Source organism: Bacteroides sp. L008, from assembly GCF_040812255.1.
GTDB lineage: Bacteria > Bacteroidota > Bacteroidia > Bacteroidales > Bacteroidaceae > Bacteroides > Bacteroides vicugnae.
Genome location: NZ_JBFNXO010000002.1, coordinates 653,579 through 675,723, shown reverse-complemented (window position 1 = coordinate 675,723; position 22,145 = coordinate 653,579). Strand labels below are relative to the sequence as shown.

14 protein-coding genes are annotated in these 22,145 nt (G+C 40.3%); 7 read left to right on the top strand and 7 right to left on the bottom strand.

The genetic code is table 11. The annotated features are described in order from the left end of the window. Positions 1-172 precede the first annotated feature (172 nt). From AB3G73_RS21825 to AB3G73_RS21800, 6 genes are all read left to right on the top strand, one after another. The gene (locus tag AB3G73_RS21825; protein ID WP_321019853.1) at positions 173-2,410 is read left to right on the top strand and encodes a GH92 family glycosyl hydrolase; all 2,238 of its coding nucleotides are present in this window, start codon (positions 173-175) and stop codon (positions 2,408-2,410) included. A gap of 25 nt (positions 2,411-2,435) precedes the next feature. Continuing rightward, on the top strand, positions 2,436-2,990 hold the full coding sequence (locus tag AB3G73_RS21820; RefSeq protein ID WP_148366466.1) for an RNA polymerase sigma-70 factor: 555 nt from the start codon (positions 2,436-2,438) through the stop codon (positions 2,988-2,990). A gap of 37 nt (positions 2,991-3,027) precedes the next feature. Then, positions 3,028-4,038 (top strand): FecR family protein, encoded by a 1,011-nt coding sequence (locus AB3G73_RS21815; protein WP_195648580.1) that lies wholly within the window; start codon positions 3,028-3,030, stop codon positions 4,036-4,038. 45 nt (positions 4,039-4,083) lie between these two features. Beyond that, complete coding sequence (locus AB3G73_RS21810) at positions 4,084-6,363, top strand: GH92 family glycosyl hydrolase (RefSeq protein WP_321019855.1); 2,280 nt, start codon at positions 4,084-4,086, stop codon at positions 6,361-6,363. Then, entirely contained in the window at positions 6,360-8,627 is a 2,268-nt protein-coding gene (locus AB3G73_RS21805) for a GH92 family glycosyl hydrolase (protein ID WP_320980755.1), read from the top strand. The genes AB3G73_RS21810 and AB3G73_RS21805 overlap by 4 nt, the downstream gene beginning before the upstream one ends. A 147-nt stretch (positions 8,628-8,774) precedes the next feature. Then, positions 8,775-9,209, top strand: a complete 435-nt coding sequence (locus AB3G73_RS21800) for a DUF6078 family protein (protein WP_167511841.1) — start codon at positions 8,775-8,777, stop codon at positions 9,207-9,209. A gap of 273 nt (positions 9,210-9,482) precedes the next feature. Here the strand turns inward: AB3G73_RS21800 and AB3G73_RS21795 are convergent, their stop codons facing one another. From AB3G73_RS21795 to AB3G73_RS21770, 6 genes are read right to left on the bottom strand one after another with little or no spacing between them, the layout of a single operon-like run. Next, positions 9,483-10,985, bottom strand: coding sequence for a BACON domain-containing protein (locus tag AB3G73_RS21795; protein WP_195648582.1), 1,503 nt, complete (start codon positions 10,983-10,985; stop codon positions 9,483-9,485). 35 nt (positions 10,986-11,020) lie between these two features. Next, a complete protein-coding gene (locus AB3G73_RS21790) occupies positions 11,021-12,436 on the bottom strand; it encodes a DUF1735 domain-containing protein (RefSeq protein WP_148366471.1) in 1,416 nt (471 codons plus the stop codon). Between the two features lie 21 nt (positions 12,437-12,457). Next, positions 12,458-13,624, bottom strand: a complete 1,167-nt coding sequence (locus tag AB3G73_RS21785) for a DUF1735 and LamG domain-containing protein (protein WP_234132332.1) — start codon at positions 13,622-13,624, stop codon at positions 12,458-12,460. A 10-nt stretch (positions 13,625-13,634) separates the two neighbouring features. Beyond that, entirely contained in the window at positions 13,635-14,711 is a 1,077-nt protein-coding gene (locus tag AB3G73_RS21780; RefSeq protein WP_367745592.1) for a glycoside hydrolase family 18, read from the bottom strand. A gap of 28 nt (positions 14,712-14,739) precedes the next feature. Then, complete coding sequence (locus AB3G73_RS21775) at positions 14,740-16,362, bottom strand: SusD/RagB family nutrient-binding outer membrane lipoprotein (RefSeq protein WP_217721362.1); 1,623 nt, start codon at positions 16,360-16,362, stop codon at positions 14,740-14,742. 11 nt (positions 16,363-16,373) lie between these two features. Further along, the gene (locus tag AB3G73_RS21770) at positions 16,374-19,700 is read right to left on the bottom strand and encodes a TonB-dependent receptor (RefSeq protein ID WP_148366475.1); all 3,327 of its coding nucleotides are present in this window, start codon (positions 19,698-19,700) and stop codon (positions 16,374-16,376) included. 503 nt (positions 19,701-20,203) lie between these two features. On the opposite strand from AB3G73_RS21770, the gene AB3G73_RS21765 reads away from it, so the two are divergent. After that, a complete protein-coding gene (locus AB3G73_RS21765; protein ID WP_217721363.1) occupies positions 20,204-20,503 on the top strand; it encodes a hypothetical protein in 300 nt (99 codons plus the stop codon). Between the two features lie 129 nt (positions 20,504-20,632). Here AB3G73_RS21765 and AB3G73_RS21760 read toward each other — a convergent pair whose 3' ends face one another. Continuing rightward, positions 20,633-22,051 carry an ATP-dependent RecD-like DNA helicase gene (locus AB3G73_RS21760; RefSeq protein ID WP_195648586.1) on the bottom strand — a complete coding sequence of 473 codons (1,419 nt, stop codon included), beginning with the start codon at positions 22,049-22,051 and terminating at the stop codon, positions 20,633-20,635. Positions 22,052-22,145: the final 94 nt, after the last annotated feature.

Genomic DNA, 22,145 nt, shown 5'->3' with positions numbered 1-22,145 from the left:
GTCCGATGCCAAGGAATATCGACCAGATGTAGAAGTCTATTTGTCTCTCTTTAAAAATATTAAGCCTAGAATTTAGGCTTGTCACAGTTTTTTTCTACCTTTGTGACCTGATTAATTATTTTTCTTATCCTTCAAATAAATAAAATAAGTAATCACTAATACCTAAAAAGCAATGAGAACACCAGCTTATCTATGCCTGCTGCTAACCTGCATGCTCATTTCTTGTACCTCTACACAAGAAAAACACGAAATAGATTACACATCTTATGTAAATCCATTTATTGGAACCGACTTCACCGGAAATACTTATCCTGGTGCCCAAGCTCCTTTTGGCATGGTACAACTTAGTCCGGATAACGGACTTCCCGGTTGGGATCGTATCTCCGGTTATTTCTATCCGGATAGTACGATTGCCGGCTTCAGCCACACGCATCTCTCCGGCACCGGAGCAGGAGACTTGTATGACATTTCTTTCATGCCTGTCACCCTTCCCTACAAGGAAGCAGAGGCTCCACTTGGCATCCACTCTAAATTCTCCCATAAAGATGAAAGTGCCCATGCCGGTTACTATCAAGTACGTCTGACTGATTACAATATCAATGTTGAACTGACCGCCACCGAGCGTTGTGGTATCCAACGTTATACATTCCCGGAAGCTCAATCCGCCATCTTCTTAAACCTGAAGAAAGCCATGAACTGGGATTTCACCAACGATTCTCATATCGAAGTCGTAGACTCCGTCACTATTCAAGGTTACCGTTTCTCTGACGGTTGGGCGCGCGACCAGCATATCTATTTCCGCACCCGCTTCTCCAAGCCTTTTGAGAAAATGAAACTGGACACTACCGCTATCATCAAAGATAATAAACGCATTGGTACTGCCGTGATCGCCCGTTTCGACTTCAACACCCAAAAGGATGAACAGATACTAGTAAACACCGCTATTTCCGGTGTCAGCATGGAAGGCGCAGCCAAGAACCTGCAAGCAGAAGTCCCCGAAAACGACTTCGACAAATACCTGGCCGAAACGAAAGCAAACTGGAATCATCAACTCGGAAAGATTGAAATAAAAGGGGATAACGAAAATGATAAAGTTAATTTCTACACTGCTCTCTATCACTCAATGATTGCACCTACTATTTACAGTGATGTAGACGGAGCTTACTATGGCCCCGATAAGAAAGTGCACCAGGCCGGCGGCTGGATAAATTACAGTACTTTCTCCTTATGGGATACGTACCGTGCCGCCCATCCCCTCTTTACCTACACCGAGCCGGAGCGTGTTAACGACATGGTGAAATCTTTCATCGCTTTTTACGAACAGAACGGACGTCTGCCTGTATGGAACTTCTATGGAAGTGAAACAGATATGATGATCGGTTATCATGCTGTCCCTGTCATTGTAGATGCCTATCTGAAAGGAATCGGTGACTTTGATGCCAAGAAAGCCCTCGATGCTTGCATAGCAACAGCCAATCTGGATAATTATCGCGGTATCGGACTCTACAAAGAACTAGGATACATACCTTACAATGTAACAGACCACTACAACGCAGAAAACTGGTCGTTATCCAAAACTCTGGAATATGCTTTCGATGATTACTGTATTGCCGAAATGGCAAAGAAGTTGGGTAAGCAAGACATTGCGGACGAATTTTACAAACGTTCTCAAAACTACAAGAATGTCTATAACCCCACCACTTCTTTTATGCAGCCACGTGACGACAAAGGCGTCTTTATCAAGGATTTCAAAGCCGATAACTATACACCACACATCTGCGAAAGCAACGGATGGCAATATTTCTGGTCCGTACAGCATGATATTGACGGGCTGATCGACCTTGTAGGAGATAAAAACCGCTTTGCCGAAAAACTGGACAGCATGTTTACCTACCATCCGGCAGCAGATGATGAGCTGCCCATTTTCAGTACAGGTATGATAGGGCAATATGCACATGGTAATGAACCGAGCCATCACGTTATTTACCTGTTCAATGCCATAGGACAGGAAAACCGCACGCAAGAATATGTGGCGAAAGTAATGAACGAGCTTTATAAGAACGAACCGGCCGGTCTTTGCGGCAACGAAGACTGCGGACAAATGTCAGCATGGTATGTATTCAGCGCTATGGGATTCTATCCTGTAAATCCTGTCGGCGGTAAATATGAAATAGGAACTCCGTTGTTCCCGGAAATGCAGCTACACCTTTCAAATGGAAAAACCTTTACCGTACTCGCCCCCAAAGTCAATAAAGAAAATATCTATATCCAATCTATCAAAGTTAACGGACAGCCGTATGACAAAACGTATATCACCCATGAGCAAATAATGAGTGGAGCGACTGTAGAATTTGAAATGAGCAAGACCCCTAAAATTTCCGGGAGCCCTTTTAAAGAGAGAAACCCTTAAAACCCACCTAAACTAATCAGAGAGAATGAATGAGAACTTCGATGTAACCTACAAAAGTTTATTTCGCAGATACTACCCTAACCTGATCTTCTATGCTACCCGCCTAGTAGGAGAAGAAGAGGCTGAAGACGTGGTACAAGATGTATTTGTAGAACTGTGGAGACGCAAAGACCATATAGAAATAGGCGAACAGATTCAAGCCTTTCTCTATCGTGCAGTCTATACCCGTGCCCTAAATGTCTTAAAACACCGTAATGTAGAAGACGGTTACTGTGCTGCCATGGAAGAAATCAACCAAAAGCGTACCGAATTTTATCAACCGGACAATAATGAGGTAATCCGGAGGATTGAAGACAAGGAACTCCGCAAAGAAATCCACGATGCGATTAATGAACTTCCGGACAAATGCAAAGAAGTTTTCAAGCTAAGCTATCTGCACGATATGAAAAACAAAGAGATAGCTGATGTTCTCGGTGTTTCCCTCCGCACTGTGGAAGCCCATATGTATAAAGCCTTGAAGTACTTACGAAGCCGTCTCAATCCTCTTTGGACAATTCTTTTCTTATTTTTATGGAGATAATGATAAGTGTTTTTGTATTCTGAATTGTATTATTAATATGAAGGAAAAGAAAATGAATAATCTGAGTGAAGAAATAATAAACAAATATCTGACAGGACAATGTTCTGAAGAAGAGCTTGTCGAGGTGAATACCTGGATGAAAGAATCGGAAGAAAATGCCCGCCAGCTCTTTCGCATGGAAGAAATTTATCATCTCGGTAAATTCGACCAGTATGCTAACGAGCAGCGAATACTTCGTGCGGAAAGACGGCTTAATAAAAAGTTGGACGAGGAAAAAAGAAAACAGAGAAAAACAGCACTAAATATGCAGCATTGGATGAAATACGCTGCAATGATTGCTGTAATATTGGTAATTGGCGGCGGGCTCGGATATTGGCTTTATCAAAACGGAAACGACCAACAAATGATGGTCGCAGTAGCCAATGAAGGCATCGTGAAAGAAATCATTTTGCCAGATGGCACCAAAGTCTGGCTGAATAATTCGGCAACTTTAAAGTATCCCCGCGAATTTTCCGAGAAAGAGCGTAACGTTTATTTGGATGGAGAAGCTTACTTCGAGGTAACCAAAAACCGACATAAGCCATTCACCGTACAAAGTGATGCGATGCGAGTACGTGTACTAGGAACGACATTCAACTTCAAATGTGATAGGCATTGCCGAATAGCAGAAGCAACATTGATTGAAGGTGAAATTGAAGTAAAAGGCAACAAAGAAGAAGGACAAATTATTCTCGCTCCCGGCCAACGCGCCGAATTAAACAAAAACAATGGACGCCTGACCGTGAAGCAAGTAAATGCAAAACTGGATGCAGTCTGGCATGATAATCTGATTCCATTTCAGAAGGCGGATATCTTCACAATCAGTAAGGCTTTGGAACGTTTCTATGACGTAAAGATTATTTTGTCTCCGGACATGAAGGCAGACAAAACCTATTCTGGTGTACTGAAAAAGAAGTCAACCATCGAATCCGTGTTGAAATCATTGCAAAACTCCATACCTATCGATTATAAAATCGTAGGAAACAACATCTTTATCTCTCCTAAATAGAGAGATAAAGAACAAATGTGATAAAACTTAAAAGCCATTAATACCATGAATTTAAAAACATTCCTAACAGTAGGATGTTTAGGAGGTTTATTCACACTTAGCTCCTGCACAGCCCCCACTAATGTAAAAGACTACAGTTCTTATGTCAACCCTTTCATCGGTACCGGTGGACATGGACACACTTTCCCCGGAGCAGTAGTTCCCCACGGTATGATTCAACCCAGCCCGGACACCCGAATTGATGGCTGGGATGCTTGTTCGGGTTACTATTATGCAGACTCTACCATCAACGGTTTCTCACATACACACGTCAGCGGCACAGGTTGTTGCGACTACGGGGATGTGCTACTCATGCCTACTGTCGGCAAACAACAATATCTAACTACCGATCCCCAAAGCCAGACACTGGTCTATGCTTCTTCTTTCTCTCACGAAAACGAGGTGGCAGAACCGGGGTATTATTCTGTTTTTCTGGACACCTATCAGGTAAAAGCTGAAATATCAGCAACTAAACGCGGTGCCATCCACCGTTATACTTTCCCCGAAAATTCAGAATCCGGTTTTATCATCGATTTAGATTACAGCCTGCAACGACAGACTAACTCGGAAATGGAAATCGAAGTGATCAGTGACACGGAAATTTGCGGACATAAAAAAACTACTTATTGGGCTTTCGACCAATATATTAATTTCTATGCCAAATTCTCTAAACCGTTCTCTTATACATTGATTACGGATTCTATTACCATGGACGACGGCAAACGACTTCCCGTCTGCAAAGCACTGTTGCATTTCGACACGAAGAAGAACGAACAAGTACTTGTGAAAGTAGGCGTTTCCGCTGTCGATATAGCAGGCGCACGCAAGAATGTCGAATCTGAAATTCCCGGATGGGATTTCGATAAGGTACGCAAAGACGCACGTCAGGCGTGGAATCAATATCTGTCGAAAATTGACATTACAACTTCCGACAAGGAAGATAAAACCATCTTCTACACCGCTCTTTACCATACGGGAATCAGCCCGAATCTGTTTAGCGATGCAGACGGACGTTATTTAGGAATGGATCTCGAAGTGCATCAGGGAGATACTGTCAATCCTGTGTATACCGTATTCTCATTGTGGGACACTTTCCGCGCATTGCACCCGTTAATGACGATTATCGATCCCAATTTGAATAATCAATTTATCAATTCACTGATAAAGAAGCAACAGGAAGGCGGAATATACCCGATGTGGGATTTGGCTTCCAACTATACCGGTACCATGATCGGTTATCATGCTGTCCCCGTCATAGTGGATGCTTATATGAAAGGGTATCGCAATTTCGATGCAAAAGAAGCCTATAAGGCCTGTCTGCGTGCAGCCGAATATGATACTACCGGTATCAAATGCCCGGACTTGGTACTGCCGCATCTCATGCCGAAAGCGAAATATTATAAGAATGCCATTGGTTATATTCCCTGCGACCGTGAAAATGAATCCGTAGCTAAAGCGCTGGAGTATGCGTATGATGACTGGTGCATTTCTATTTTTGCAGAAGCAATGAATGATTTTGAGTCCAAAGCCAAATACGAGCGTTTTGCCAAAGCATACGAATTCTATTTCGATAAATCAACCCGCTTCATGCGTGGACTTGACTCGAAAGGTGAATGGCGCACCCCATTCAATCCGCGTGCATCGACTCATCGCAATGATGATTATTGTGAAGGAACAGCGTGGCAATGGACTTGGTTTGTACCTCACGATGTAGAAGGACTGGTCAACCTGATGGGTGGCGAGGAGGCATTCGTTCAGAAACTCGACTCACTGTTTACGGCTGATTCATCACTCGAAGGTGAGACAACATCGTCAGATATCAGCGGACTTATCGGTCAATATGCACATGGCAACGAACCGAGCCATCATGTGATTCATTTGTACAATTACGTAAATCGTCCATGGAGAACCCAAGAATTAGTGGATAGTGTTTATCGCAGTCAGTATGCCAACAGTGTAGACGGGCTATCCGGTAATGAGGATTGCGGTCAGATGTCTGCATGGTACATACTCAACTCTATGGGATTCTATCAAGTATGTCCCGGAAAGCCGGTATATTCTATCGGACGCCCCGCATTCGATAAAGCAGTGATCAATCTGCCCGGAGGTAAAACATTCAGCATTATAGCAAAGAACAATTCCAAAAAGAATAAATACATTGAAAGCATATCACTGAACGGCAAGTCTTTGGAAACTCCATTCTTCAACCATCAGGATATAGTAAACGGCGGAAGAATGGAAATCAGGATGACTGACAAGCCTAACTACAAAACACATATACCATGAAAAGAATATTACTGACAGTTTGTGTGCTTGGTTGCACATTCTTTGCCAAAGCCAAAGACTGGACACAATATGTCAACCCGCTAATGGGTTCGCAGTCTACCTTCGAGTTATCAACAGGTAATACTTATCCGGCCATTGCCCGTCCCTGGGGAATGAACTTCTGGACTCCCCAAACTGGAAAAATGGGAGACGGGTGGCAATATACCTATACCGCTAATAAGATTCGTGGTTTCAAACAAACGCATCAACCCAGTCCATGGATTAATGACTACGGACAGTTCTCCATCATGCCAATAGTTGGCAAACCGGTGTTTGATGAAGAAAAGCGTGCCAGTTGGTTTGCGCATAAAGGAGAGATTGCCACTCCTTATTACTATAAAGTATATCTTGCAGAACATGATGTGGTCACTGAAATGGCACCGACAGAACGTGCTGTTCTCTTCCGTTTCACTTTCCCTGAAAACGATCACTCTTATGTTGTTGTAGATGCCTTTGATAAAGGTTCCTACATCAAAATAATCCCGGAAGAAAACAAGATTATCGGTTATACCACTCGCAACAGCGGTGGAGTTCCCGAAAACTTCAAGAATTATTTTATCATTGAATTCGACAAGCCTTTCACTTATAAAGCTACAGTAGCCAATGGTAATCTGCAAGAAAACATAGCCGAACAGACTACTGATCATGCCGGAGCTATTATCGGTTTCCAGACACAGAAAGGCGAACAAATACATGCCAGAATCGCCTCTTCTTTCATCAGCTTCGAACAGGCTGCCGCAAATATGAAAGAACTGGGTAAAGACAATATCGAACAGGTAGCCAAGAAAGGAAAAGAAGCCTGGAATCAAGTTTTAGGTAAAATAGAAGTGGAAGGAGGCAATCTTGACCAATACCGCACATTCTATTCTTGTCTGTATCGTTCATTGCTTTTCCCGCGCAAGTTCTATGAACTGGACGCCGCCGGACAACCGATTCATTACAGCCCGTACAACGGTCAAGTCCTGCCGGGATATATGTACACCGATACTGGTTTTTGGGACACATTCCGTTGCCTCTTCCCATTATTGAATCTGATGTACCCTTCTGTCAACAAGGAAATGCAGGAAGGACTTATCAATACTTACAAAGAAAGTGGTTTCTTCCCCGAATGGGCAAGCCCCGGACACAGAGGTTGCATGGTTGGTAACAATTCAGCCTCCATCTTAGTAGATGCCTATATGAAAGGGGTAAAAGTAGACGACGTAAAGACGTTGTATGAGGGTTTGCTTCACGGCACAGAAAACGTACATCCTGAAGTTTCTTCTACAGGGCGTCTGGGACACGAATTCTACAACAAATTGGGCTATGTTCCTTATGATGTGAAAATCAACGAGAACGCTGCCCGTACACTGGAATATGCATACGATGACTGGTGTATCTATAAACTGGCCAAAGAACTGAAACGTCCGAAAAAGGAAATCAACCTTTTCGCCAAGCGTGCCATGAACTACAAAAATCTTTTCGACAAAGAATCTAAATTGATGCGCGGACGTAATGCGGACGGCACATTCCAGTCTCCATTCTCTCCGTTGAAATGGGGCGATGCCTTTACAGAAGGAAATAGCTGGCACTACACCTGGTCAGTTTTCCATGATCCTCAAGGGCTTATCGACCTGATGGGCGGAAAGGATGAATTTATTACTATGATGGATTCTGTCTTTGCCGTACCTCCCATTTTTGACGACAGCTACTATGGACAGGTGATTCACGAGATTCGTGAAATGACAGTAATGAATATGGGTAACTATGCACATGGTAACCAACCCATCCAGCATATGATTTATCTGTATGACTATGCCGGCCAACCCTGGAAAGCCCAATACTGGTTACGCCAAGTAATGGACAGGATGTACACTCCGGGGCCTGACGGTTATTGCGGTGATGAAGACAACGGACAGACTTCCGCCTGGTATGTCTTCTCCGCCCTGGGCTTTTATCCTGTTTGCCCGGGAACGGATGAGTATATCTTAGGTGCCCCACTGTTCAAGAAAGCAACTCTTCATTTTGAGAATGGCAATAGTTTAGTGATTGATGCCCCGAACAATAGCAAAAAGAACTTCTATATCAACTCCATGAATTTCAATGGAACTGATTATACCAAGAATTATCTTCGTCACGAGGATTTATTCAAAGGTGGTACTATCAAAGTAGACATGGACAACAAACCTAATCAGAATAGAGGAACAAAAGAAGAGGATATGCCTTATTCTTTTTCTAAGGAATAAAAGCCCTTAAGACATAATAAAAGCCTATTTATCAAGATTCCAACTGATAAAAACAGCCTGAAAGTATCTTTTTACTTTCAGGCTGTTTTTATCTCCTCTTGATTACTTTTTCACTACCTTTGCTCCCACAAACAATAATTCATGAGCATGAAAGAAAAACTTGACTTTTCAGAAGTCCCTTATCAATACTCGATGTGTCTGAACCGACAATGTCCGAAAGCCGACACATGCCTTAGACAACTCGCCGAACAAAGTGTACCGGAAAAGGTCGAACATTGGACAATTATTAGTCCCAAGCGTTTAACTACTGTAGAAGGAGATTGCCCTTATTATCGTTCCAATATCAAAGCGCGCTATGCAAAAGGATTCATCGGCATCTTGGAAAGCCTGCCCCATAAACAAATGGAAAGTGTAATCACACACCTAATGAGTTTTTTCAGTCGCAGAACCTATTACCGTGCCCGCAAAGGTGAACGTTTACTCTCTCCCGCCGAACAACAGCAAGTGCTGAATATCCTTAAGCATTGTGGTGTTTTACAACCACCTAAGTTCGATAAGTATATCGAAGCTTATGACTGGTAACAAGCCTTAAATGCCATGACAGTGACACCATATTGGCACAGTTGTGCCATCGAAGTGGCACGCTTGTGACAAGGCGATGGCACAGTCGTGCCACCACGGTGGCACAAATCATTAAAACCAAGGATAGCTATTAAGAAGCAAAAGAAAAATCCTCCTGCTCTACCATTCTATATAAGTAAGGTAAAGCAAGAGGATTTTGTCTAAAGATGATAAGCAATGAATAAAACAGCTTTATTCTGCTGAACGATGCCGGATAGTAACGGCTTTATTTGTTTATTTATAAACAATAGTCGTTGCGTCATTTTTAGTTAGATTCGGAATCTCCTGGCCTTTTTTCAGATAAAGAGTTTTAACTTTATTACTACGGTTAGCATTTAAGGTCGTTAGCATTGGACATTCTGAAACATCAATAGAAGTCACATTGTCATAACTTTCGTACCATGAAATAATGCTTAAATCTAAAGATTCCAACTTACTGCTACTAAATTTAAGGCTTTCTGCATATGAATACGCATAAGTTCCCCCTGCATTAAAACTGGGGATTGGATTATCTCCTAAATTATATTCTTCGCAATATCTCGCGTTACTTAATGATAATGATTTCACTTTATGTAAACCTGAAATATCAAGCTTCTTCATATTTGTGCAATATCCCAAACTTAATGAAGTGAGGTTCGGGAAGTTTTCTATTCCCGTAAGATCCGTGAGTTGACTAGAATATGAACTATTTGACAACGAAGTAGCATTGAGTCCTGCTTCTAAAATAATGCATTGAGAACCTGCAATTGAAAGAGCCCAATTATTTTTTACCACAAGCGCTCTAAGGTTTTGGTCCGGAATACTGACTAATTCAACGTCAGGATCCTTTTGTACTACAGCGATATCACTGGCTAACGTATTATTTGTATTAGTAATCCGGACAAGACCTCCACGTGTGTCTGTAGCACCACTAAGAGTATAAGTCAAAGTTACTGTTGTCAAGCCATCATCTCCTAATTGCGGTTGAGAAACCGATTGTTCGGTAATCCATTCGTCTCCTTGTACAATTGAAGCCGTATATTCGACATTATATCTTACCTTGAATGAAATGGTACGCGCTGAAAGATCATACATCAAAACGTCCGTTTCCGGAATAATAGCTTCCGTTCGTTTTTGGTTTACATTGACGTTTACAGGGTTCGTAACAAGTGGACTTGAAATAGTGATGGTAGCAGAACGTTCTTTATAAGTTACATTTTTTGCAGCTTTAAATGACAAGGTAACTTTACCACCAAAATCACTCCGTTTATCAAATGCCAACCATTCTTCACCCCCCTCGCTATAAGTAATGACAGGTTCAGCGATATTTGTATTGAGCTGAATTTGTATAGCATTTTCTTCTCTTGAAATCGACAAGTTATCATCAGAAAGTAAATCTATAATATAATCAGGCAAAGTTTCTACCTGCAAAGGTGCTACAGCAGAACCTGTAAAAAATTTGAAAGTCGCCGTACGCTTCTCGTCCAGTGTATTAGGATCAATTGTAAAAGTGACTACGTCACCATCTTTTCCTGACATAACCGACGGGTGTGCCCAATCACATACACCCGCCAGTCTCCAATCTCCCGAACTTGCCACTGTAACAGTAATGTTTCCTCCATTTTTATCAGTCTGGATAGTATTGGTAGACAATGAGATAGTAGCCTCACTCCCATTGATCGATTCATCATCATCGGAACAACCCCACAACATGGTAGCTGCCAACAATGTTATCATTATATTTTTTAGAAAGTCCATCTTTTTCTGTTTTTAAGGTGAAATATAAACTTCTGTTAGAGAGCCTTACGCTCTGTGCTATTTTTACTGTAATAGTGGCTCGGGTAAACGAGTTCTTCGTCATACAATCCTCTACATACGCTCTGGCAACGAGATACCTGCGACCTATATAATGAAGGATCAAGCGCAAAAAACATATAGTATCCATACCCGGCTTCTTTTTTAGAACGTGCCGTTGATTCACTTGAATTTCCGCTACCACGGCGAAGCTCAATCGACATGCCGCCACATTGTTTCAGTGTCATACCAGTACCAGGGCTTGCAGAGCCTCCATAATCAGCTACAGCGTAATCACAATATTGACCGGGATCAACACCATCAATAATCTGAAGGCTATTTGAATACATTGCTCCAAGATTGTAGAGCGAAACAATCTTTTCAGGCATCGCCAATTTACACTCATACATTAACCGTGAACCTGCATAGGCAGACTGACTTGCAAGCCATGGATTAGATAAATCCGGTGAGCTTGAATATTCATCGTCAAAAGCAACACCATCCAGATTGTATGCACGACAATAAGCTGCCAATTCCCGAGCAAACTCTTTAGCTCCCATATCCGAAAGTTGGGCTACTCCTGCTTCATCATGGTTACCTAAGATACTGATGATGACTTTCATACCAACCTTACGAAGTGGTTGTAGATATTTGTCATTATTGTCAAGCAAGAATTGAACATTTTCGTTGTTTGACAGATACACACGCTTCTTTTCAGGATCCCAGTTAATGTTAGCTGCAAAAAGCACTATATGATCAAAATAATACTTACCACTTTCTGTCAGAAACTCCAGTGCATTAAGTGGATTGGTATCATTAATCTCGAAGTAAAGTACCATCTGTACCGCATCTTTTCCTTTGTTGGTGTTAGGCTTGTTACGGTAATCTTGCACAAGAAGTACCATATGTTTGGATGATTCGGTCAATGTAACTCCTTCTGTTGTTGATGTAGCTGTCAAAGGAATGATATATGTTTCATCTTCTTTCATTCCTTCGAATGCGGTGAGAGTTACTTTTACACTCGGAGTATTTTTATCATCCGGCGCAAGCACAAAAGTACCATTATTGGCTATTTTGACGTTGGCTGCGGGAAAGGCTTTGAAATCAGTCTCATGGACAGCATTATAAGTAGCCACATATGATTCATCAACAGCTATTTGAACATCTACTCCTTTTTGAGGAAGTTTGGATAGCCGAAACACTACGTTAGTACTGTGTTCATTGTCACGGAGCTCCACAACAGAACTGTTTTTATTAGTATTTTCATCCAGTAGTAAACCGTTTAACTGCGTGGATGTTAGATAAGGAGATTCATCAATCCTGCTTCCTACTACAATATCATCTTCACAAGATGTAAAAATTGTCATGGCAAACATTGCCAATGGCAGAAAACTATGTTTGATATTATTTATCATATTCGAGATTTTATGAGTTTATTATTGAGGTAATGAGACGGACACCCAATTAGGTTCGTTTTCAATTGTCAAGTCATAGCCACTCGTACTGTAATCTTTTGCTACAGTTCCCGAGCCTTCGTTGAATTTCCAATAAGCGATAAGTCCTTCTGAATCAGGTTCTACTGTATAGAAATGATTGGCAGATTGGATTTCCTCTGCAGTAAGTACCCGGTTCCAAATTCTAGCTTCAGAAACAACTCCATCAAAGTAACGGTCACTTGAGTAAGCGTAACCTACCCAAAAACAACGTGAACCATCTTCTTCATTCGTATGTTTAGCTCCCAGATTAACGGAAGTTTTAGATACAGAGTCTGAAAGTTTCTCTACTCCATTGACATACACTTTAATGGCACCCCTATTAAAGGTAACAGCTAGATGATACCATTTGTCACTTTCAAACTGGAGATCTGTGCTTGTACAATTTCCGCCAGATGTAGCCACTTGTAATTGGTTGGATGGAACGCCAGCATCACCAAGGCGTAATAAGTAGTTACCTTCAATACCCATTAATGTATTTAATGTATTGGGGAACGAAGTAGCTTTGAACAAAATTTCCATTGTCTGCTCTGTCAAATTATTGAATTTAGAGTCATTATTAAAGTCGGGATAAGCACGATTTCGACTAATATTACATACTACGTTAATGAGCGATGCTCCGCGGAATACGTAATAATATGTTTTGGCACTTTGTAATATCCCAATTCCCTCCACAGATTTAATAGTTACAGGTAGTACATAAGTTGTTTTGAGGTCAAGCTCGCCTGTATTGGTGAATTCAATAAACACTTCAGGACTGACTATGCTACCGGACTTTATGCTTGTAGTAGTTTCAGGCATGGAATAGTGCTCTTCAGGCAGAAGTATTGCATTTTCATCATAATATGCCATTTTGTAAGTTGACAAAAGTTCAGGAGCGGGTGCCATAGTTACCATGATATCATGTTCTTCAGGCTTGGCTAAAGCAACGGAAATACCAGCTTCCACATTTGTATCACCAGCTTTAAAAAGTATTTCTTTAGTAAAGTTGGATGCTGAAATGAAAAGCTTGTTATCATAGTGTTGCTCGTTTTCATCATTATTCTGGCAACTGCCGAGAAATACCGAAAAACCGGCAAGGGCAGTGATTATTAGGTTGTTTAGTTTCATAAGATGTTGTTTATTTAACGGTTGGACTCAATATATTAATGGCTTCTTTTATAGTCGGATAAATGTTGGCAACATTAAAGTAGTCTTTTTCCGCTGCATCAATCGAGATTCCTGCCTTGGTATAGTCAGAAGTTTTTGAGACAGCCCATTGAGCTGCTCCTATGATAGCAGACGAACCATCGCCTAGTTCCCCATTATAACTCCCTGAATTGGTAAGATAAGGAGTAGTCACCCCCATCACAAAGCGGTCAGTGGGCACATCCTTGGCAGATGCCATTAACACGAGATATGACATTTCATTTTGATTCTTGGCACCATGTGCATTGATAATAATATACTTACAATCAGCAAATAACTTCTTGTCGATAACATTTTGCGGAGAACCTTTGAAAATAATTGTTTTATCCATATTTGAAGCTTTCCAATTAGATACCACATCAAAAAATGCCGCTTGACGTGCTGTTTCAGCAGCTATTTCGCTTTCCTCAACCAGTGAATTAAGGTCAAAACCTGTATAGTTTGCTACAATTCCGTCTACTCCCAAAGCACTGCTTGCTGCAACTTGTTTAGCCACTTCATTCTTACAGTATTCAATAAAGCGTGTTGCATTATCAATAGGTTCTTCTTCTCCCTCATTCTCTGTTTCATCGGAAACAGTTTGTACATTGGCAGCTTCCTCATCAAGGATTTTTTTCCATGCACTTTCTATTCTATCGAAATCTACCAAACCTAACACTTTTGTACCTAACCGACGCACCTCTTCCATTTCAGATGCATTTACTTCGCTCACTTCCATGATATTATTCAAGCAAATGTAATCAATACTGTCGGGCATATCAGTAAGATGTTGGCTGCGCGAGGTTGGAATAGTGCTCACATTGTCAATTGAAGTAATCACAACCTGATGTTCTGATGTCTTGAATTCATTAAGAGACTTTACGTATTGGGCGTAAAGCTCAGGGTTCTGTTCCTCAATAGTCGGCGTATTTAGTTTAATACTTTCTACATCTGTCCAGTCGGAACAAGATGCTACAGCAACCAGTGTCATTGCAGAAAACAATGTTTTGAATATACTATTTCTCTTCATATTCGTTCAATTTTCTTTTGATATATAATTATTTGCAATCCCACCAAACATGAGTAGCCATTGAGTCTCCTTTTTTAGTCTTAGACTCTTGAGTCAAAGTCAAAACAGCAGCCTCCACGCTTTCTTTATTTTCACGATATTCGTCGGTCGGATATGGCATACGCCGCGCACCTTCTGTATCATCAACAATACCACTGCTGGCATTTGCCGCCATCGGCATCAACTTTGGATAGCCGGTACGCCGATATTCAGACCATGATTCCATACCATTCGGGAAATTGGCAATCCATTTCTGAGTAATAATCTGTTCAAGACTTTTCTCAAAGTCACCACCAGCCCATGCTACTGTAACAGCAGTATTAATCGAACCGGAATAATCATAAGTCTGCCCACTCTGTCCTTTTAATGGATCCTTGTAGCCTTCTACTTTTCCAGTATTCGCCAAATAGCTTTCTACTCCACTACTGATATTGTTTTCTTCAAATGACAAACGGATACCTGCTTCATAAAGGTCTTTTGGAGAGCCTCCCATATTCCACCCACGAAGAGCTCCTTCAGCACGTAAGAAAGCAACTTCTGAAGCACGGAATACAACAATGTTATCACTTGCAGCTACTTTCATACAAGAAGAACCTTGTGACCAAGAATTATACTGTCCCTGCAAAATGCCCCGACGCAATCCGACGTAACCTTCTTCTCCCGTATATGCATTTCCTGATACGGTACCAAAAGTACTTTTGTCATAATAGGCTTCACGACGAGGGTCATTATAACCATTCATGTAACAAGTTAAATCGGCTGAGATTCGTGCGTCAGACCATAGTACCATAAAACGTTGCCACGGATTATGATCGGCAACTTTGCGATAAGCACCGTCAGAGGCGGTAGTCATTACACCTGCTTCTACAGCTTCTTCAGCTAACTGCTGCGATGTTTTCCCGTTCACATTGAATCCTGATACGTAGCAAGTACGCATCGCCATTCTAAGCTTCAAAGAGTTGGCAAACTTGCACCATGCTAATGTATTACCATTATAAATTCTGTCTGCACTTGAACTGAAACTCTGGCTAGCATATTTACTCAATACTGAGATAACATTATCCAAATCCTCAAACATCTTAGTATAAACAGCTTGCTGAGAATCATAAGGGGATTTGATTGCGTTAGCGGCTCCCACCTGTGAATAAGGAATAGGACCATATGTATCTGTTACACGTAACATAACAACAATGCGATATAGCTCGGCTAATGATAAGAATAATTCATCATCACTCTGATTCTTCAAATTAAAATAATCAGGATAGAACTTTGAATAGAAATCATTAAATGGAATTTTCTTCCAGTCATCCGAAGGATTATAAGTCGCATAACGACCAGACCAACCTGTTCCCAAATTAGAGTCTGCTACATATCCCGAGAATCCTCCTGCCATCAAACAGTCTACATACTGAGAAAAGTTTTCTTGTTCCGGCATCATTAAATCCTGCAAATTAAGAGCTAATGACCTCACTAAATACCAATCTACCCCCATATCGTTCTGATCCGGTTCATGAGGATTCTTATTATAATCTTCAAAGTTTCCCGTACATGCAGTTGTACCAAAAAGAAACAAACCAGCGACTATAAACTGTATTATTGTATTTTTCTTCATCTTTTCAGTTTTTAGAATTTAAGTTTCAAATTGAATCCTACGCTACGAAGGCTAGGCATCATAAAGTAATCAATTCCTTGATAATAATTACCTGTAGTTGCCACTGACTCCGGATCGAAAGGAGCCTTACAGTAAATCATCCATAAATTACGTCCTACTAATGAAAGAGTTATATCCATTATGTTTTTCAGTTTTTTTCTTGGAATGGTGTAACTTACTGAAGCTTCTTGCAGACGCAAGTTAGTGGCGCTATACGTATAGTATTGAGGAATACCACTGTCAGCACCGACTACTGAATACCATTTTTGTGCATCAATTCTATCATTACCATTTATCACAACCCCACCATTGTCACGGGCTGCCGCTGTTACTTCAGACACACCATAGGAATCAAGTACGGCTTGGGTTGCAGAATACACAACACCTCCCAAACGGGCTGTTAACAAGAAACCAAGCCCCCAGTTGCCATATTGGAAATCATTACGCCATGCCATATTAGCTTTTGGGAAGACAGAACCTAGATAAATGTCATCAACTTTATCGTTTACTGTCACATTTCCATCTTCATTTACATAAATCTTATTATTCGAATCGCGGAGTAAGTCGGACTGTGAATAAAGATCACCCAAAGAACCACCTACTTTTAAAATAAACCTAGCCTTTGATAAACCACCTACATCCATTCGGTCTTTTGTAATCTCTTCACCTGTCACAGGATTTATATACCCGTCAATCAAGCTTAATATTTTGTTTTTATTGGCGCTGAATGTATAATTCGAACTCCATGTAAATTTATTCCATGTATTTTTGTAACCCAAAGAGAGTTCTACACCACGGTTGCGTACATTACCAGTCTGTGCATAAAAAGTGCTGTATCCTCCTGTTGGAGAAAGTTTGGCATCCATAGTCTGATTATAAGTCTTGGTATTGTAGAATGAAACATCCAAATTGAAGTTTTTCAGAAAGCGTGCAGTAAGACCAACTTCCCAAGAGTCTGTTCTTTCCGGTTTCAAATCATATAATGGATATGCAGATTGAGAAGAATACGCTCCGGTAGAAGTATTCCAAGAGAAAGTCGGATATGCTAAGAAACGCCCGAAGGGTAGACCAACAGATGCCCATGAAGCACGTAATTTCAAGTAAGAAATACTTTCAGGTAACTTAAACAACTCTGACAGAACAATAGAAGTACCTACTGACGGGTAGAAAAAAGATGCTTGTTTTGAGTTCGGGCCCGCCAGTTGGCTCGGCCAATCATTACGTCCGGTAAGAGTTAAATAATAAGTACTCTTATAGCCAACTTCCGCTGATGCAAATATAGATTGAGTCTGTTCACGATAACCGGTTTCCTCACGTTTACCTGTATCCTTATCCAGTTGGGCAACAGTGAAAAAGTTAGGAAGACCGTTTGCGGCAATCGGTCCACTGACACCAAGAGCTTCAGAACGATTATCGGAATAGGAAGCACCAATATTGGCAGTCAGGCTCCAATCCTCTCCAAATGTCTTGTTAATATTCAGCAACAAATCCGCGTATGTTTGTTTGTCACGAGTATTTGTTACTCCATAAAAACCATTTTTACCTTCAGCTATGGTTTCAATAGTAGAAGCATAGTATTTTTGTGTATATGTGTTATAGGAATTATCCAAACGTACACGCCCGGCTACATTCAACCAACTTAAGATATCATAACTCAAAGCTGCACTCAACATATAACGGTCTTTGTCATTTTCGCGCAAGTTACGGTAGTTGATCCAGTAAGGATTTTGCAAACGAAAAGAACCACCACCTTGCGGCCAGTATTGAGTATACATGTTACGTTCTAAATCATAACGTTCATACATCTTATAATCTTCCCAGTCGTTACCACGTGGAAATAAATAAGCAGAAGCCAATGGATTGGCATAGATACCTTGGTTTACCATATTACGGTCTTTCTGCATAATATATTGAGCCCCCACATCCAACTTCATTTTATCATCTAGGAAAAGAGTTGTATTACGGAATGTAAAGTTATAGCGTTCATACTTATTATTGGGAATAATTCCACGTGAATTAACCGCAGCAGCAGACAAATAAGTCTGATTGTGTTCAGTTCCGGTAGAAAGTGTTACAGACTCTGTTCCGATAAGTCCTGTTTGGAAATAATCACTTGCAGGATCGTATCCATAGTAATTGGCATCGTTCAGTCTCTTTCCCCAACTGGCATCTGTGCCGGATGTGCCATAACGATTTTGGAATTCCGGCATAACAAACTGGGATAACATTTCTGTATTACTGGATACCGTCAGAGATACACGCCCAACTTTTCCTTTCTTTGTAGTAATTACAATAGCACCATTGGCAGCATTGCTACCATACAATGCGGCAGCAGCGGCTCCGGATAAGACCGACATTGATTCAATATCTTCCGGATTAATATCTGCTATAGCTTCTGTGGAACCTTGTGATTGAAATTCTTCAGAACCACCTGAAGCACTTAAATTATACATTGGAATACCGTCAATTACATAAAGTGCATTGGAAGATTGTTCAATACCTCTTGATCCACGCATAACAACCTTACTTGCACCACCGATACCGGAAGAAGAAGAGTTGATGTTCAAACCTGCGACCTTTCCATTTAGAGAGTTGATAAAGTTTGCATCTTTTACAGCCAAAGCCGATTCGGCATCTACTTGTGTTACATTGTAACTCAAAGCTTTCTCTGAACGTTTGATACCTAGTGCTGTAACTACAACCTCATCAATCACTTGTGTATCGTCCATCAACGTTATATTGATAGAGGTCTGCCCTTTTAAAGGCACCTCCTGTGTCTTATAGCCAATATAAGAATAAATAATAATAGGATTATTACTTTTTGTGATTATTTTATAATTACCATCTAAATCCGTAATAGCGCCATCTGTTGTTCCCTTTACTAAGATACTAACACCAATTAGAGGTTCACCCTTAGAATCCAATACTTGTCCGGTTATAGTACGTTCTTTTCCACTTTGCTGTTGTACTGGATTAGAATCCCCCTTTTCAGATAAATAAATAATATTCTCTTCTATTTTATAAGAGACTGCCTTATCTTTAAGGAGTGTACTTAATACTTGCTCCAAAGAAGCGTCCTTCACTTTAAGAGGCTCAACCGTAATGGTTGAAAGTTTGTCATTATAAAAAAACTGATACTTTGATTGTGATTGAATTTGCTTGATTACAGTGCCTAAAGTTGTACGGGGAGTTGATAAGGTCAACTGCGCCATAGCCCATTGTACAGGAACTGCCAAAAACAAAAAGACTAATAAAGCCCGAAATAACTTCGAGTTTCGAAGCGAATGTTTGCTTTCCATACATTTTATTTAATGGTTATACATTTTATTAAACTCTCAAGGATGGTGTCGACTTCCCCTCCTCTGTTAATAAAACAATGCTAAAATAATAAACACTTAGTCCGATTTATCTTTTTTTTAAAAAAAATCTTTTCCAAGAGAAAATAATTTGCGGGGTATGCGTGCCAATGCTTACGGTTCACACATGATTTTTACTATGGCCTCCAACTGAGACAATTTTGAAACAGTGCAATTACCGACTATGCAAAGAATAGCTCGCTCTTTCTAGGATGAAGAACTAGTATTCGACAGTATCAAATCTCTCAAAGACTGGAAATAATAAACTTATTAAAATGAAACTGAAGATATGAAAACAATAAATAAGTTATTAATGGTTATGTCTATCCTGCTCCTTGTAGGGTTGATGTAATGATGACAAACAGGAGGGAATTACAACAGAACCAATTTCTAAATTAGAAATAGAACAGGAAAATATAAAAGTAAAGATTGGTAGCGAAAATAAGGTGACTATCAGTATTACACAAGGAGGTGGTGAATACAACGTATCTTCACTAAATCTGTATATTGCCCAAGCTACGATAGAAAATAGTGGAACCCAAATAGAAGGTTTTCAAAATGTTGGAACAATAATTATAGTATCAAACAAAGACGGAAGATTCCGTAAACTGTCTGTTAGTGTTTATGCCACCGACATATTGGAACTAGACAAAGAAAGCATCGAATTTATTACCAGACTTGAATATTCAGACGAAGCAACAATCAATGTTACAAATGGAAATGGAGAATTATTCTATAACATCTAATAATAAAGTTGCAATATCTCAATACAAAAAGTAAGTTTGTAATAAGAAGGTTCTATAAATAAATCCTCCATGATGTGTATATGAAAAATGAAGGGCTTTTAAAAAAGTTTTGAGATAAAAACATCTTAATCACTCCACCTGTTCTTTCGGATAATTCACCAAATACAATGTTTTTGTCGCACGAGTAAAAGCCGTATACAGCCATCGGAAATAATCAGGAGTCAAATACTCATCCGTCATATACCCCTGATCTAAAAATACATTCTGCCACTGCCCACCTTGCGCTTTATGACAGGTTATTGCATATGCATATTTCACTTGCAATGCATTATAATGCGGATCAGCTTTCATCTTTTTCATCCGGTCTCTTTTGATTGGAATATCTATATAGTCCTCAAGTACTGTATAAAATAATCGGTCATTGTCTTCTTTTGATAATGCAGGTGAATCCGAATGCAAAGTATCCAATAAGAGATTTGCATCCAATTCAAAATCATTCTGGTCAGGAAAACGGAGAGTGACTTCCGCAAAACGAAAGCCATATATGTCACGAGTTCGACGAACACGCCGGACAACTGCTATCTCGCCATTCGCTATAAAATCCATCTCCTTATATTTCTCTGTCCAATAGTAATTATTTCTAGCTATCATCAACATATCTCCTGAGTTCAATTCATCTTCACGCCAAAGAATTTGAGCACGTATTCCATTATTATATAGGTTTGCACGCTTATTAGAACGACAGACAACAATCGTTTCATCCATACCATCATGATCATAACAATTAGTCAGTTCCTCTATCAGTTCCGTTCCCGGTACCAGTTTAATATCAGGAAAGCCTGCTATTTTTATTTTAGGCAAAGAATAACAATCATCCTCCGCTATCAATCGCCTCAACTGTGTGGCATTCCATAATATTCCGGATTCTTGCACCTGACGAACTACTTGAGTAAGATCAATCTCACGTACTTCAAGCCCATATCCCTTCAATGCATCGGAAAAAAGTGCCGGGCTTAACTCCTCTCCTACCGGAGGAAGCTGCGCAGTATCACCCATTAACAAGAGACGACACCCCTGCCCCGAATAAACAAATTGCACTAAATCGTCCAATAGACGACCTGTTCCAAACACACTCCCCGACAGTCCTTCGTTTGAAATCATGGAAGCCTCATCAACGATGAATAAAGTATTTGTAGCCAGATTGTCATTGATCGAAAAATTACTAAGCTCATTCGAAAAAGACTGTTGCCTATATATTTTTTTATGAATGGTGAAAGCCGGATGTCCTGCATATGTTGAAAAGACCTTTGCCGCGCGCCCTGTAGGAGCCAACAATACAGATTTCTGCTGCAATTGATCCATGGTTTTCACCAATGCCCCTACCAATGAAGTTTTACCAGTGCCGGCATAACCTCTTAAGATAAAGACTTCATCCGCCAGTGTGGACAGCAGAAACTCTGAAAGAGATTTTACAGCAATTTCCTGCTCTAAAGTTGGTTGATAAGGAAAATTTTCCTTAATTTGCCTTTCTAAATAGTTATTTATCATTTTTGTACGAGAAAAAAGTTCGAGGAACTATCGTATTTAAATTTATTTATTCTATTTTTGCGATGCGAATATAACAACTAAAAACATAATTTAT